Annotated in this window: 11 protein-coding genes; 7 read left to right on the top strand and 4 right to left on the bottom strand. The window is 67.1% G+C overall.

Going from position 1 to position 12,712, the window contains the following annotated elements; genetic code table 11:
* Nucleotides 1-77: 77 nt before the first annotated feature.
* Nucleotides 78-560 carry a DUF456 family protein gene (locus IPK20_02650; protein ID MBK8015706.1) on the bottom strand — a complete coding sequence of 161 codons (483 nt, stop codon included), beginning with the start codon at nt 558-560 and terminating at the stop codon, nt 78-80.
* A gap of 163 nt (nt 561-723) precedes the next feature.
* Here IPK20_02650 and IPK20_02645 point away from each other — a divergent pair, with 163 nt between their 5' ends.
* A complete protein-coding gene (locus IPK20_02645) occupies nt 724-1,983 on the top strand; it encodes a diguanylate cyclase (GenBank protein ID MBK8015705.1) in 1,260 nt (419 codons plus the stop codon).
* A gap of 306 nt (nt 1,984-2,289) precedes the next feature.
* Here the strand turns inward: IPK20_02645 and IPK20_02640 are convergent, their stop codons facing one another.
* On the bottom strand, nt 2,290-3,465 hold the full coding sequence (locus IPK20_02640) for a zinc-binding dehydrogenase (GenBank protein ID MBK8015704.1): 1,176 nt from the start codon (nt 3,463-3,465) through the stop codon (nt 2,290-2,292).
* A 239-nt stretch (nt 3,466-3,704) separates the two neighbouring features.
* Here IPK20_02640 and IPK20_02635 point away from each other — a divergent pair, with 239 nt between their 5' ends.
* The 5 genes from IPK20_02635 (at nt 3,705) to IPK20_02615 (ending at nt 8,682) form a co-directional block, all read left to right on the top strand.
* The gene (locus IPK20_02635) at nt 3,705-4,640 is read left to right on the top strand and encodes a LysR family transcriptional regulator (protein ID MBK8015703.1); all 936 of its coding nucleotides are present in this window, start codon (nt 3,705-3,707) and stop codon (nt 4,638-4,640) included.
* A gap of 205 nt (nt 4,641-4,845) precedes the next feature.
* Nucleotides 4,846-6,468 carry a GMC family oxidoreductase N-terminal domain-containing protein gene (locus IPK20_02630; protein MBK8015702.1) on the top strand — a complete coding sequence of 541 codons (1,623 nt, stop codon included), beginning with the start codon at nt 4,846-4,848 and terminating at the stop codon, nt 6,466-6,468.
* Nucleotides 6,465-7,709 carry a Zn-dependent hydrolase gene (locus tag IPK20_02625; protein ID MBK8015701.1) on the top strand — a complete coding sequence of 415 codons (1,245 nt, stop codon included), beginning with the start codon at nt 6,465-6,467 and terminating at the stop codon, nt 7,707-7,709. The genes IPK20_02630 and IPK20_02625 overlap by 4 nt, the downstream gene beginning before the upstream one ends.
* 125 nt (nt 7,710-7,834) lie before the next feature.
* On the top strand, nt 7,835-8,257 hold the full coding sequence (locus IPK20_02620) for a YeeE/YedE family protein (GenBank protein MBK8015700.1): 423 nt from the start codon (nt 7,835-7,837) through the stop codon (nt 8,255-8,257).
* Nucleotides 8,258-8,259: 2 nt separating this feature from the next.
* Nucleotides 8,260-8,682, top strand: a complete 423-nt coding sequence (locus tag IPK20_02615; protein ID MBK8015699.1) for a YeeE/YedE family protein — start codon at nt 8,260-8,262, stop codon at nt 8,680-8,682.
* Here IPK20_02615 and IPK20_02610 read toward each other — a convergent pair.
* Both IPK20_02610 and IPK20_02605 read right to left on the bottom strand, forming a co-directional pair.
* Nucleotides 8,671-10,446 (bottom strand): SpoIIE family protein phosphatase, encoded by a 1,776-nt coding sequence (locus tag IPK20_02610; protein ID MBK8015698.1) that lies wholly within the window; start codon nt 10,444-10,446, stop codon nt 8,671-8,673. The two genes, IPK20_02615 and IPK20_02610, sit on opposite strands and share 12 nt — an antisense overlap.
* A 16-nt stretch (nt 10,447-10,462) precedes the next feature.
* Nucleotides 10,463-10,807 (bottom strand): STAS domain-containing protein, encoded by a 345-nt coding sequence (locus IPK20_02605; GenBank protein MBK8015697.1) that lies wholly within the window; start codon nt 10,805-10,807, stop codon nt 10,463-10,465.
* A gap of 260 nt (nt 10,808-11,067) precedes the next feature.
* On the opposite strand from IPK20_02605, the gene IPK20_02600 reads away from it, so the two are divergent.
* Nucleotides 11,068-12,666, top strand: coding sequence for a benzoate-CoA ligase family protein (locus IPK20_02600; protein MBK8015696.1), 1,599 nt, complete (start codon nt 11,068-11,070; stop codon nt 12,664-12,666).
* Nucleotides 12,667-12,712 lie beyond the last annotated feature (46 nt).

Genomic DNA, 12,712 nt, shown 5'->3' with positions numbered 1-12,712 from the left:
CGCGTCGCGGGATAGACGTGCAAGGGTGTCCCGGCCGGCGGGTTTCGCCGGCACCCGGCACTTGGCGTACGCGAGCGTCAGAAAGCATATGAAATCACGAATATGGCGACCATCGCGAGACCGATGACAAGCTTCAGCACGCTTCCCACGAGGAAGCCGGTCCAGGCCCCGAAGCCGACACGCCCCGCGCGCAGCAGATCGCTTCCCGCGATGAGCTGACCGACGGCGGCACCCAGGAACGGACCGACGATCAGACCCAGGAGACCGAAGAGCGCCCCCAGTGCGGCCCCGATGCCGGCGCCCACGAGGGCTTGTTTCGATGCGCCTGCCCTGCGTGCGCCATGCACGCTGGCAACGAGATCGATGGCGAACGACAACGCAGCGAGTGCTCCGATGATGATCAATGTGCCCATTCCCACTCTTTCGAAGCTGTCGATCCACGCCGCGAGTGCGAGTCCCGCGAACACGAACGGCGCGCCCGGCAGGACGGGAAGCACGGATCCGGCGAGACCCGCGAGAACCAACAGCGCGGAAACAAGCCAAAGCAGCAGTGGCGTCATTGCAGTGCATTCCTCGTCAGCGGTTCACCCCGCTGACGCGTTGCGGAAACGCAGGTGTGAACCTCGTGCGGCGTGTCGCCGAAGTCGTTGTTTCGAGACACTAGCGGGGCGGCGCCGTAGTGCTTATGGTACGCGGCAGGGAGAACGGGTCGAAGGTAGGAACATGCAGGCATTCTCGGCAACGCAGCCTCACGGAGTCGGGCAGCTGCCACCCGTCGCGTCATCGCACCGGGGGCTGCAGTTCGCCGCGATCCAGCTTCTGCTGCTGGTGAGTTCACTGGCGTTGCTGCCGTTCGTGCCGTCCCTCCCGCGGGAACTCGCGGGGCTTCACCATTACGGTCCATTCCTCGTCTTCGCATCGGCCGGCGCCATCGCGATCGCCTTCAACCGGGGACGTGTCGCGCTGGCCGTCGCATCTCAGTCCGCGGCCTACGCGCTGCACTCCGCCGGCGCCCTCCAGTCGTCTCCGCTCCAGTTCTCTGCGGTGTTCGTCGTGCTTCCACTGATGGTGGCGGCGATCGCGGCGGCCCGGGAGCGCGGGATCGCGAGCCTTCACACCATGCGCCGCGCCGGGGTCTTGCTGGCGGTGACGGCCGTGATGGCGTGGCTCGTCTCCAACGGTGGCTGGGCCTGGGTGCACCGCGTGGCGCCGGCCCTGATGGCGCCCGCCGCGGGCACGTCGCTTCCGTCGGCGGCGCTCCTGGCCATAGGCATTGCCCTGGGTGTCAACGTCGTCTCCCTGAAGCTGCGAGGCGGGGCCATCGATGCGTCGCTGGTCATGGTGGCCGGAGCGGTAGGTGTGGCGGGTAGCCTCTCGTACGTTCCCTACGCCGTCGGGCTTGCATTTGGCACCGCGGCGCTGGGCCTCATGATTGGCGTGCTGCAGGATGCCCACCGGTTCGCGTTCGCGGACGAACTGACCGGTCTCGGCGGCCGCCGTGCCTTCAACGAGAAATTGCTCTCGCTGGGCGACCGGTTCGCCATTGCAATGGTGGATGTCGACCACTTCAAGCGGGTCAACGACAAGTTCGGTCACGACACGGGAGACCAGGTGCTGCGGATGATCGCGTCGCATCTCGCCAAGGTGGGCGGCAACGCGCGTGCCTATCGTTTCGGAGGCGAGGAATTCGCGGTGGTCTTCCCGGGAAAGAGCGTGCGTGAAGCGGTGCCGCACCTTGAGACGTTGCGCGCGTGCATCGAGGACTACCGCATGCAGGTACGCGCGGACGACAGGCCTGGCCATGCCGATACAGGGCACGTCCGTCGCGGGCAGGGTGCCCGCATGGCCTCTCTGCAGGTCACCGTGAGCATCGGCATCGCGGAACGGGATGTCCGCAATTCCACCGCCGATTCCGTGGTGCTCGCCGCGGATCAGGCGCTCTACCGTGCCAAGGATCGCGGCCGCAATCGCATAAGCCGCTAGGGTCGCGGCATCCGTCCTGCCGCATCACCCTGAGCAGTGCAGGGGTGAGCGAGCCCGTTCCCGGCATCCCTCCAGCCACCCGGCGGCCGTCCCGTCGGCAGACTCTCGGCGTCCGGCGCCGGGTCGTCTTCGCCGGGACCATGGTCCCTCGCTGCGGCGCCGGTTCCGGGTTCCGCGACGGGCTGGCTTGCCGCGGACGCCCTGCTCGCTTCGCGGCGGCCGAAGACCGGCAGCCGAAGGCGTTCGCCAGAGCAGGCAGGGCCTCCGGCTGCCTGCGCCGATCGGGCAGGCAGCCAACGCCTGTGCTCAGTCCTGGACCAGTTCGGGAAACGGAACGATGGTCGACTTCACGGTCTTCATGGCCATGGCGTCCTGCACTGCCTGGGACACGCCCTCTTCGGAGAACGGGTAGACGGTCTGGATCGCGAGCCAGGGATACTTGTCGCGGGTGCGGTAGAGCATGTCCACGCCAAGGGCCAGATCGTTGCCCGTGAATCCCCACGATCCCAGCAGATTGATGTCCTTGGTGCAGAACCGGTGCCAATTGGTGGTGACGCTTCCCGCGTCCGTGAACTGGCCCATCTCGATGTACGTGCCGCCGTCACGCAGGAACTCGATGCCTTCGGGGCCGGCGGACGGATGACCCGAGCAGTCCATGACGACGTCCGCACCGAAGCCGCCCACGATCTCGCGCACGCGGGCGATGCGCGCTTCCGATGTCGTGTATTCCTGGATGTCCACCGTCTCCTCCGCACCGAACCTCCGGGCGAGCGCGAGGCGTGGATTCTCGGGCGCGCCCACGCAGATCACGCGTCCCGCTCCCATCTCCTGGGCAGCCGCCACTGCGAGAATCCCGATGGGGCCCGAGCCCTGGATGACGACCGTATCGCCCCACTTGAAGCTGCCAGCCCTGATGGCACGGTTGAACCCTCGCATCGCCGAGGTGAGTGGCTCGGACAAGGACCCGAGGCGCAGGCTCATGTCGTCGGGGAGCTTGTAGATCTTGGTGCCGGGAAGCATGTCCAGATCGACGTAGATGTATTCCGCCCAGCCGCCCCACATGTGGGGTGCCTTGTCGAAGCCCAGATACCGGCCGTAGTAGACCGGCGTCAGGCACTTGTTGGCCGTCTCCGGATAGTGGACGCAGTAGTAGCAGCGGCCGCAGGGCATGAGCGGAGGAATCATCACGCGTGAGCCGACCTCCAGAGGTTTCCCCATGAAGTCGGCGTCCAGTTCCGGACCTTTCTCGACGATCACGCCTCCCACCTCGTGCCCCAGGGTGAAGGGCCAGGGAAGTGGCTTCGGCCAGTGGCCCTTGAGGATGTGCTGATCGGTGCCGCACACCCCGCAGGCGCCGACCTGGAGGACCGCGGCGTTCTTCGGCACGTCGGGCCAGGGCACCGTCCGGATGACGGGGCTCGCGCCGGGACCGGCGAAGGTGGCCACACGGACCGACGTGGCGCGTTTGATGGGCAGGCTCATGTTGTGCGATTCCTCCGGGCAGGTTCTTGTGAGCCGGGGCCCGCGGCGAACCGTCGGACCCCGAGCGGCAGAAAGCGGGATGCGGACGTGGTTCGGTCCGGTCATCCCGCGATGGTGAGAGAATGCGAGCCGCGAATCGCAGCGACAAACGACTCCTTTTTGTCCTCGGGTGAATCGGATTCATCCGCTGCCCGGAATTCCGGACTTACTCGTCAATCACGACCTTTCCTCGAATCGCCGTGCGCCGCATTCCGAGTTTCAGTGCCCTGCGGGCCTTCGAGGCCGCGGCCCGCCTGGAGAGCTTCCAGCTCGCCGGTGCCGAACTTCACCTGACGCCGTCGGCCGTGAGTCACCAGATTCGGGCGCTGGAAAGCCATTTCGGCAAGCCGCTGTTCGTCCGCCACAACCGCCAGGTCGAACTCACCAGCGACGGACAGCGTCTGCTCTCGCGCCTGTCGGGTGCGCTCGATGTCATCGAAGCCGCCTGCAACGAACTCATGCCAGGTCCAGGGCGGCAGACTCTCGTGCTGCGTTGTGCTCCGTCCTTCGCATCCAAATGGCTCGGACCGCGTCTGGCCGCATTCCTGCGGGCACATCCCGCGGTGAATCTCAGGATGTTCGCCAGCGCGGATCCGGTCGATCTTGCGCGCATGGACGACGTCGATCTCGCCATCGTCTACGGCGAGGCGCCGGCTGGCGCCAGCATCCTCGTGCTGCCGCTGGGCGACGAGCGCATCGAGCCCCTGGCGGCGCCGCATGTCGCACGCGAGGCCGACCTTTCTCGCGTCGGGCCCGGGGACAGAACGGCGCTCATCGAATCCACCGTGAGCCCGGTACGCTGGTCCGACTGGTTCGAAGCCAATGGGATCAAGGTGCCGGCACAGGCCGCGGGTCCCTCCTTCGACCGCGGTGCCCTTGCGGTCGCGGCCGCGGAGCAAGGGCTGGGAATCGCACTGGAGAGCACGCGTTTCGCGGAAGAGGAATTGACGCGGGGCACGCTGGTGCCGGCGGGCGGGACGGGGCTCCGGGCGATCTGCCGGCCACTCCACTTTCTCTGTGGCAGAAAGGCACAGGCCGACGTGCCCCCGATCGCGGCGTTTCGTGACTGGCTGCTTGCCGAGGTCGCGAGGGACCCCCAGGGGCCACCGGCCGCGGGTGCGCGGGATCCTGCGTAGCGACGGATGTCGGGCCGCGTGTCTCCGTTTCTCGAGGCCGGGGGCCATTGGAGTTGCAGGTGCGGATATCGACACCGGACCAAGGCCGGCCGGGACATTCGGGTTAACATCGGGCCGCCCTGGGGAGACCGCGCCGCACGCGGCCGCGAACATGTCGCCATTCAGGGGCCCGGGCGACAGGCAACGAAAGCTGCAAGAAGAGCGGATGGATCCGAACACCTACGACTACGTGATCATCGGCGCAGGCACCGCCGGCTGCGTTCTCGCCAATCGGCTGTCGGCCGATCCGTCGAAGCGGGTGCTGCTCGTGGAAGCAGGCGGCAACGACGACTACTTCTGGATCCACGTCCCGGTCGGCTATCTCTACACCATCGCCAATCCGCGCACGGACTGGTGTTTCAAGACGTCGCCCCAGAAGGGACTCAACGGCCGGAGCATCGGCTACGCGAGGGGCAAGGTGATCGGCGGGTGCTCGTCGATCAACGCCATGATCTACATGCGCGGGCAGCGCAGCGACTACGATCACTGGGCTTCGCTCGGTAACCAGGGTTGGGGCTGGGACGACGTGCTGCCCGTGTTCAAGAAGAGCGAGGACTACGTCCATGGCGCCGACGAGTTCCACGGTGCAGGCGGGGAATTGCGCGTGGAGGAAAGGCGCGTGTCGTGGGAGATCCTCGACGCGTGGCGGGAAGCGGCCGAGGAGTGCGGCATTCCCAGGATCGCGGAGTTCAACCGCGGCGACAACTTCGGCAACGCCTACTTCCAGATGAACCAGCGCAAGGGCGTGCGGTGGAGCGCGACCCGCGCATTCCTCCGGCCGGTCGAGCATCGCACGAATCTGGACATCCAGCTCAACGCCCACACGCTGGCCGTTCGATTCGACCGCAGCGCCGGCCGTCCCAGAGCGACCGGGGTGGCACTGCGCCTGAGCGACGGCACGCCCCGCGAGATCGCAGCGACGCGCGAGGTTGTTCTTGCGGCCGGTGCCATCGGTTCGCCGCAGATCCTGCAGCTCTCGGGCGTGGGAAGTCCGGAACGGCTTTCGCGCCATGGCGTGCCGGTCGTCCATGCGCTTCCGGGTGTGGGCGAGAACCTGCAGGACCATCTCCAGATCCGCATCCAGTACAAGGTGTCCAACGTCACGACGCTGAACGAGCGGGCCAACTCCCTCTTCGGGAAGGCGCTGATGGGCGCGGAGTATTTTCTGTTCAGGACAGGCCCGCTCACGATGCCGCCATCGCAACTCGGCGCCTTTGCGCGCAGCGATCCGGCACAGCCTTCCGCGAACATCGAGTGGCACGTGCAGCCGCTTTCGCTCGACAAGTTCGGCGAACCCCTGCATCCGTTCCGCGCCATCACGCCTTCGGTGTGCAATCTGCGGCCATCCAGCCGTGGATCGGTGCACATCGACGGGCCCGACCCCATGGCAGCGCCGGTGATCGATCCGAACTATCTGTCCACGGAGGAGGACCGGCAGGTCGCGTCCGGCAGCATCCGTTTCACCCGCCGGATCATGGCAGCGAAGGCGCTGCAGCGCTTCCTGCCCGAGGAATACCGGCCCGGGCCGGCCGTGCAGAGCGAGGAGGAGCTGATCGCCGCCGCCGGCGAGCTGGGCACGACCATCTTCCATCCCGTCGGCACGTGCAAGATGGGTCGCGACGCCGCCGCGGTGGTGGACGACCGCCTGCGCGTTCACGGCATCGACGCCCTGCGCGTGATCGACGCTTCCGTGATGCCCACGATCACGTCGGGCAACACCAACGCGCCCACGGTCATGATCGCCGAGAAGGGCTCCGCTTTCATCATCGAGGAGAATCGCGGACGATGAGTGCGCACGAATCGCTCCGCGTCAATGGCGCCCGGCTGTGGGACAGCCTCATGACGCTCGCCGAGATCGGTGCGACGCCCAAGGGCGGCGTGCGCCGCCTCGCGCTGACGGATGCCGACCGCCAGGGACGCGATCTGGTCGTCCGCTGGTGCAGGGAAGCCGGCCTTGCGGTGAGCGTGGACCGCATCGGCAACATCTTTGCGCGGCGCGCGGGGACCGACGCTTCGCGTCTGCCCGTCATCGCCGGAAGCCATATCGACACGCAGCCTTCAGGGGGCAAGTTCGACGGCAACTATGGCGTTCTGGCGGCGCTGGAGGTCATCCGCTGCCTCGATGAGCACGGTGTCACGACCGCGGCACCGTTGGAGCTGGCCGTCTGGACGAACGAGGAAGGCACGCGCTTCCAGCCGGTCATGATGGGTTCCGGCGCATTCGCTGGCGTCTTCGACCTCGACGTGGTCCTGGGCAGGTCGGATCTCGAAGGCAAGCGCGTCGGCGACGAATTGCGCCGTATCGGCTATGCCGGCACCGAGCCCTGCGGCGCGCGTCCGGTGGGCGCCTACTTCGAGGCTCACATCGAGCAGGGCCCCATTCTGGAGAACACCGGTACCACCATCGGCGTCGTCACGGGCGTCATGGGGCTGCGCTGGCTGCAGGTGACGGCCACGGGGCAGGACTCCCATGCCGGCCCCACTCCGATGAATCTGCGCCGCGACGCCCTCCTGGCCGCCGCCCGTGTCGTGGACCGCGTGCACGGCATCGCGGTATCCCACGCACCTCACGGGCGGGGAACGGTCGGCTATCTGCAGGTGAAGCCCAATTCGATCAACGTGGTCCCGGGTGAAGTGGTCTTTTCCATCGATATCCGCCACGCGACCACGGAAGGACTGGACGCCATGGAGGCTGCCGTGCGTGCCGCCTGTGAGGAGATCGCGCACGAATCCGGCACGACCCTCTCGCTGGCGGATATCTCCCGTTTCGCGCCCACGCGGTTCGATCCCTTCATGGTCGAAGCGGTCAGGAAGGCCGCGCAGGGGCTCGGACTCAGCCACATGGAAGTCGTGAGCGGCGCGGGACACGATGCCGTGTATCTCGCCCAGGTGGCGCCGACCGCGATGATCTTCGTGCCGTGCGAGGGAGGCATCTCGCACAACGAGGTCGAGAACGCGCGTCCGGAGGATCTCGAAGCGGGCTGCAACGTGCTGTTGCACGCCCTGCTCGCCAGGGCGAATGCCGAATGATGGTTCCGGTTGGCGCCGCGCGGGACGACGGCCCAGGGCGAGGCGGGTGGCAACGGTGTGATCGGCCGTCCGGTGCAGCTGTGAAGATGCGTCGGGCCGTCGCCGGGCCTCGTGAGGGCTTCTGAATGACGGTGGCCCAGTTCACACCCTGGTCCGCGCTCGCGGGCGGATTGCTCATCGGTGCCGGAAGCGCAGTGCTGTGGTGGGGCATCGGCCGCATCGCCGGTGTTTCCAACATCCTCGGTCAGCTGCTTTCCTGGGAGCGGGGTCACCGGGCCTGGCGCGTGGCATTTCTGCTCGGCTTGTTCGTGACGGGGTTGGCCGCCGGCGTGTTCGTGGGCGACCGGCTGCCATTCGAGCTGGCGGGCGGTTACGGCCGCGCGGCAGTCGCGGGAGCACTGGTCGGATTCGGCACGCAGATGGCCAACGGATGCACCAGCGGTCACGGCGTCTGCGGGATGGGACGTCTGTCGAAGCGGTCCATTGCCGCCACCCTGTGCTTCATGCTGGCGGCCGGTGTGATGGTCTTTCTGACATCGGGATCGTGACGATGCGGGCTGCGACGGGATTCATCGCGGGCGTCGTGTTCGGTGCCGGTCTGCTCGTGTCGCAGATGACGAATCCGGCCAAGGTGCGCGCGTTTCTCGATGTGACGGGTGCGTGGGATCCGAGTCTTGCATTGGTGATGGCCGGTGCCGTGGCGGTCTTCGGCATCGCGTATCGACTGAGCCGCCGGGAGACCGCCCGCCCGGTGTTCGGCGAGCGCTTTCACGTGCCGGATTCGCAGGTCGTTGACGCTCGTCTGATTGCCGGCAGTCTGCTGTTCGGCGCAGGCTGGGGATTGAGCGGTTTCTGCCCCGGTCCGGCCGTCGTCAGCGCTGGATTCGGCGATGCGCGGGTGTGGGTCTTCCTTGCGTCGACCGTCGCGGGCGTCCTGCTGTTTCGCCGGTGGCGCGCGCCGTCATCGTCCTGATCGTTCGGAGGGCTGTGGCCGGCGCGCCAGCACGAGCGCCGTGACGTCGTCGTGGTCGCCGTTGCCCGCCGTGAATCGATCGACCTCCTCGAAGAGGCCGGCCAGAACATCGGGCGCGTCGGAGGTCGACGTTCCCGCGAGAAATTCCCTCAACCGCTCCTCGCCGAACATCTGTCCCGACGGCGAGCACGCTTCCGTGACCCCGTCCGTGTACAGCAGGAGCGTCGCGCCCGGCTCGAGCACCACCTCGCCGCTCCGATAGGACAGGCACTCCTTCACGCCGCACACCAGATTGCGCGGCTGGGCGAGGCTGACGGGCGGCGCATCCGGCTGGATCAGCAGCGGAGGGTTGTGTCCCGCGTTGACGTACGCAAGGCGGCCGGTCGACAGCTCGTAGATCGCGCAGAAGAGCGTGACGAATGCGCGGCCTTGCATGCTGAGATACAGACCGGTGTTGACTCTTTCCACCAGGGCCGACGCTGACAGGGCGCTGCCGCCGGCGCGCTGCACGGCCTCACCGCGGAGGAGAGTCACCGACTTCACCATGAACAGTGCCGCCGGCATGCCCTTTCCGCACACATCGCCGACGGCGATGACTACGTGGTCCGCGTCCACGAAGAACGCGTCGTACAGGTCGCCCCCCACATCGCGCGCCGAACGCATCCGGGCAGCGCATTGCAGTTCCGGGACACCGGCGAGCAACGCATGGCCGGGCGGCAGCATTCCCGCCTGGATCTCGCGGGCCGCCTCCAGTTCCTGCTCGAGGCGTTCCAGCTTGAGGCTCGCCTCGTACCGGTCGATGATGATCCGGTTGTTTCGGCGCATCCGGTTTGCCAGCATCCCGATGACGTTCCGGGCGACCCGGGGAATGATCAGGAACTGCTGCACGAAGACCTCTCCTGGAACGAGCAGCGCACGGCAGTTCCGGTCACTCACCACGAAGGCAGAGACGGGGCTGCCGTCGATCACCGACATCTCGCCGACGCAGTCGCCCGCCAGCACTTCGATGAAGTCGGACGATTCCGGCGATTCGAAGTGCACCCGCAACCGGCCGGAGATGACGAAGGCGACGTACTGGTTCTGTTCACCTGGGCGCAGCAGCACCTCGCCGTCGGTGAGATCGGAGATGGCGCAGCGGCTCATCACAGGTTCCAGCGCTGCAGGGTCGACGCCCTCGAAGATCGGAAAGTCGGCGATGAACGCGTATCGGCGCCGGTCTTCGCCGGATCGCCGTTCCGCGTCGTTGTCCCGCGCGGTCTGCGACCGGGCGCGTCGGCGCTCGGCGCCGCGAGGACGATGGGCCTGTCCGGCAGGCGGAAGGGCCGGCAGGCCGAACGACAGCGTGGTGACATTGCGGTGGCCCTGCCGGACGTAGCCGATGCGGTCCGCGAACGACCTCACGAGGTGGATGCCCAGGCCGCCGATGCGGGCCGCCGCGAGGGAAGACGGCGGCACATGAGGCGGGTGCTCCAGCAGATTGAAGGGCACGCCGTCGTCGCCGATCGTCACGCGCAGCGTCTCGCCTGCACACTCCATCGACAGTTCCACGCGACGGCCCGAATCGGCGCGCGCGAACCCGTGGCTCACGATGTTCGTCAGCAGCTCGCTCACGCAGAGATCCACCCGATGGATGAGGTCCGCCTCGACGAGCCATTCCTGGCACACCACCCGGACCCACGCGCTGGCGCTCGCCACCGCATCAACGTCTGCGGGCAGCTGCAGCTGGCGGCAGTCGACGGACCCCTTTGCCGCGTGCGTGCTCACGGACGGTGCAAGGCGTTCAGGCGAAATCCAGGCCGGCCTGTGCCGCCTCGAGGCTGTCGTAGATCGGCACGAGCTGGTCCACGCCGGCCGTTTCCAGGATCGCCCGCACGATGCCCTGCGGCATGGCGACCACCACTTTGCCTCCCATGCCATCCTGGGCCAGCGCTGCCGACAGCAGCAGGCGGATGCCCACGGACGCCATGAACGTCACGGAAGACAGGTTGAAGATGACCCGCATCTGGCGCGCGGTGACGATCGGCGAGACGATTGTCTCGGCCTTCTGGGTGCCCTCGATGTCGAGGCGACCGGCAAGGTCGAGGCGCACCATGTTTCCGGGCAGCTCGGTGACTTCCACTTTCATGGATCTTCCTTGGGCGGGATCGATGGACGCGGCTTCTGTGATGATGCCAGCTCAGGAAAGGTCCGATCGAGATGCGCATCCGTCCGCATCGACCGCACCTCCCTCGTTGTTGTTCTTGACCCGGATCGCGCGGCGGCTCGATCGACCGTCTGACAGCGGCGCCGAAGCCCGCTTCGATGCGACAATCCGGCCGGAAACCGGACGCCGCGGGAGGAGCGGCGCCGGATCCCCTTCTTAACGGACAGAAGCAGGAGAACTTCATGGCCGGAATGAGCACGGCGGATCGCTCCACGAGCCCGCCCGTGGTCCGGATACCGGACGTCTACAACGCCGCCCACGATCTCGTCGAACGCAATCTCGGGCCGCAACGGCGGAACAAGACCGCGTTCATCGACGACGGCGGACGTCACACCTACGGCGAACTGGCCCAGCGAGTCGACCGGTTCGGCAGCGGTCTCCTGCGTGCAGGAATGCGCCCGGAAGAGCGGGTGATGGTGTGCCTCCTGGACAGCGTGGACTTCCCGACCGCGTTCCTCGGCTGCATCAAGGCCGGGATCGTGCCGATTCCCGTCAACACGCTCCTGACGACGGCCGACTACGAGTACATGCTGCGGGACAGCCGGGCCAGGGCCCTGGTGGTATCCGCGCCGCTGCTCCCTCAATTCGCGCCGTTGCTCGCGCGTCTGCCGCACCTGCGGCACGTGATCGTCTCGGGCGGGGACGCGGGCGACCACGTTGCCCTGGACGCATTGCTTGCTTCGGGCGAGCCGGCGCTGGAAGCGGCCGCCACATGCGCCGACGACGCGTGCTTCTGGCTCTACTCGTCCGGCTCCACCGGCTCGCCCAAGGGAACGGTCCACGCTCACGGCAGCATGATCCACACGTTCGAGTACTACGCACGGGCCGTGCTGGGCATTCGCGAGGACGACATCGTGTTCTCGGCCGCCAAGCTCTATTTCGCCTACGGTCTGGGCAACGCGCTCGTGTTTCCCATGGCGGTGGGCGCCACGGCCGTTCTCATGGCCGAGAGGCCCACGCCGGCCTCGGTCTTCCACCGTTTGCGGGAGCACCGGCCCACCGTCTTCTACGCCGTTCCCACGCTCTACGCTTCCATGCTGGCGAGTCCCGACCTGCCCCCGCGCTCCGATGTCTCGCTGCGGGTGGCGACCTCGGCAGGCGAGGCGCTGCCGCCGGAGATCGGCCGGCGAGTGAGCGAGCATTTCGGCATCGATGTCCTGGACGGCATCGGTTCCACGGAGATGCTGCACATCTTCCTGTCCAACCGTCCGGGGGATGTCCGGTTCGGCACGACAGGCAAGCCTGTGCCGGGGTACGAACTGAAGCTCGTCGACGAGAACGGGGAGGAGGTGGCGGACGGCGAACAGGGAGAACTGCAGATCCGCGGCATCACGAGCGCGCTGTGCTACTGGAACAACCGTGTCAAGAGCCGCCACACCTTCGTCGGCGCGTGGACACGCAGCGGTGACAAGTACCTGCGAGACCCGGACGGATACTACGTGTACTGCGGCCGCAGCGACGACATGCTCAAGGTGAGCGGCATCTACGTCTCGCCCGTGGAAGTGGAAGCGGCCCTCATCAGCCATGGTGCAGTTCTCGAAGCGGCCGTCATCGGGAGCCCGGACTCGGACGAGTTGATCAAGCCCAAGGCCTTCGTCGTGCTCAAGCCCGGCATTGTCCAGTCCCCGGCGCTGGCCGACGAACTGCGCCGGCACGTGAAATCGATGCTTGCCCCGTACAAGTATCCACGGTGGATCGAATTCGTGACCGACCTGCCCAAGACCGCCACAGGCAAGATCCAGCGGTTCAGGCTCCGGGCCATGGACAGGCCGGATCGCTGAGTGGCGATGACACAGGGAACCCACCCTCGCTGCGCGGAATCCGTAC

The organism is Betaproteobacteria bacterium (assembly GCA_016713305.1).
In the GTDB taxonomy this organism is placed as follows: Bacteria; Pseudomonadota; Gammaproteobacteria; order Burkholderiales.
Note: the sequence above shows the minus strand (reverse complement) of the source record. Positions and strands in the feature narration are given on the sequence as shown.